Raw genomic sequence first — 2,912 nt, 5'->3', positions numbered from 1 at the left:
TTGTTATCCACATGCACAGAGATCACGGTGAGAACCATTATCAAGCGCTAACTACCTGAAATAACACAATTTCTATTTCTCATTTAAAACTGTGCACGATCGCTGATCCCAAAAATTAACCTGCTGAAACAATTGAATTTATTTTTTGAAATATTTGTAATATTTTGCTTGATCTCGGAAAACTTTTCAGGCACAACTCTTTTATGTACCAAGCATGCCAGAAATTCCAAGAATTCATCGTCATCTCAGAGCTTGACCATAAAGGCAGGCTTATTAAAACCGTCTACCTCAAAGCCCTGCCTGTCTGCCGATTCAATGCCCAGGAAAACTCTGAGAGAAGGATGGCCGCCATTGACCTGGTAGAACGCGGCCTGTGTACAAATATTATGGCCGGGGAAATCTGCGGGTTCCACAGGAATACCGTGGCAGACCTCATCAAGACCAAAGACCTGCTCGGCCTGGAAGCCGCCATACGTGAAGAACGAGGCCGTAAAGGCCCTGTCAAGTATATCGCAAAAATCCAGGACCATATCCGCAAGCTCCTGGAAGAACACCCTGACTGGACCGACCAGGATATTGCAAACCTGGCCTCGAAGGAACTGGAACTGGATGTCTCCAGAAACGCAGTGGCCAGAATACGGGTCAAGGACCAACCTGCGGGTCCTAGAACTCTGACCAGACAAGATTTGTTTGATATGGCTCGTGTTGCAGAGGACATCTGCAAAGCAAACAGCGTAGAAAAGCAACTCAAACTCCCGCTGGAGATGGATCCGGAGTTGAAGCAAAAGCAGGAGGAGCTTGCCCAGGCACCTAAGCCCCAACCCCAGTCAAAGGCGGACGAGCAGTGCATTGAAAAGCTGCAGCAGGGTGCCCGTATTCCTTTTGCCGGGGAGTTTATGCACCACCTGTTCTTGCAGGAAATCGACTTCGAAGATCTGCTCTCTGGCTTTCCGGTCCAGCCCCGGGCAATGTATCAGCCCCTGGATATTCTGGGCACGATATTTCACGGCATCAACCTGGGCTTTGCCTCTATTGAATCCTTGAAACTGGCCAATGCCGAAGACCTGGGCGCCTTGATCGGCAGACCCCGGGCCCCGGAAAAGGAAACCTTGCGGGACCACCTCGCGGCACTGGCCTCGCTGGAGCTCAGCTCCCATTTGACTGACGCCCTGGCCCGCAGGCTCCTGGATCAGCAACGCATTGACAAAGAAGTCTTCTTTATCGACGGTCACTTTTTGCCGTATTATGGCCTGCATGTGCTGGCCAAAGGCTATTACACCGTACGCCGCATGGCCATGAAAGGCAATGAATTATACGCTGTAACGGACTTGCAGGGCCGGCCTCTGTTTTTTCTGACCGAGTCCTGTGAAATCGACTTTCGTCCCATGATTGCCCGCAGCGTCGAGATGCTTATTGATTTCGGCATCCAACGTCCTATTATGGTCTTTGACCGGGGCGGTTATGGCGTCTATTTTTTTACCCAGCTGGACAAAACAGCCGACTTTGTCACCTGGTCCAAATATGTCAGCAAGGACAAGCTGCAAGACATGGCAGACGAGCTCTTCACTTGCTGTCTGCTGCACAAAGACAAGCAACTGCTCATTGCCGAACAGACGCGGACCATCAAGGAGTCCGCCGCCACGGCAAAAAAGGATGGACGCGATGAACCGGCAACCATGACCCTGCGCATGGTGATTATGCGTGATCAGAAAACCGGCGAAAACGTGTCTATTTTAACCAACAACTGGACCAGGCCCGCCTGGGATATTGCTTTTTACATGTGTCAACGCTGGGGTAAGTCCGAGAACTTCTTCAAGGAGGCCCTGGCCTGGTTCAATCTGGACTATCACCCTGGTTACGACCTTAAAGAGCTGGAAGAGCAGCCTCTCGTAGACAATCCGGACGTCGCCCTGGTCAAGAAAGGCATCAAGGCCCTTGCTGGAGATGTCAAAGAACTGCAAAAGGAGATTGACCTTTCCCGGTACAAGCTCTTGCAACGCCAGGACAAGCGTGTCGAAAAAAAGATTGAACGTCTTGAACAGGAGAAGGTCGAAAAAGAGATCGAACTAAAGCGCTTTCAAGACAAGCTGGCAAAGCTTCCGGAGAAAATTTCCATCCTGGAACTGCTCAAAGGCAGGCCCATGCAAAAATGTGATCTTGAGAAGAAAAAGCTCTACGACCTGATGCAATGCCTGGCCTTCCACGCCAGGGAACGTCTGCTGGAAGTCTTCCAGTACTGCTACCAGGACTCACGGGATATCAAGCAGGTGCTGGGTATGATCACCAAAAAATCCGGGTTGATCAAGCTTGTCGGCGACACCCTGTTGGTGATACTGGACGGCATTGACAACCTCAAGCACCGCAGAGCGGCGGACAAGCTCTGCCATGAGCTCAATAAGCTCGGGGTCAAGCTCTGTGGACGGATAAATGTCAAGCTGTCCTTCTACCTGAACAAGATCAATCGCAAGGGTGTTTTTGAGCCCTTGGACCGTGCATAATTTCAGACGAGAAAAAAAGCCATTTACCGTGATCTCTGATACTATTATTTACCTGGTACTTCTCCATTGTCAAAAGTGAGTGCTGGATCGAAAAACGTTCCCACGCAGAGCGTGGGAACGATAAGAGAAGAGTTTTTAACCCCACTCTATGCCATCGGCGTCTGCACAAAACGAGAAGTCAATACTATTGTAAAGATTATATCTACTTACTGCCTAAGTGCCTAGGCTTTTTCCGCGACCTTGCGCGGAAAAAGAGGCCCCTGCGGGGCATCATTTCCTATATTGTTCCCACGCTCTGCGTGGGAACATCTTCCGGACGCTCCGCGTCCACCAATGGTGTTTGTCCCTACAAACATGCAAGCAAGGATTTTTTTCTTTTTTGTGGCTCCAGCTACATTTTTTAAGAAGCGGCTG

The 2,912-nt window shown here is 50.1% G+C and carries 1 protein-coding gene; it reads left to right on the top strand.

Annotated features, from left to right (window positions below):
- Window positions 1-203: 203 nt before the first annotated feature.
- Entirely contained in the window at window positions 204-2,498 is a 2,295-nt protein-coding gene (locus tag QZP87_RS05345) for a putative transposase (protein ID WP_291321889.1), read from the top strand.
- Window positions 2,499-2,912 lie beyond the last annotated feature (414 nt).

It is taken from the genome of Desulfonatronospira sp., from assembly GCA_003563255.1.
Classification (GTDB): Bacteria; Desulfobacterota; Desulfovibrionia; order Desulfovibrionales; family Desulfonatronovibrionaceae; genus Desulfonatronospira.
Note: the sequence above shows the minus strand (reverse complement) of the source record. Positions and strands in the feature narration are given on the sequence as shown.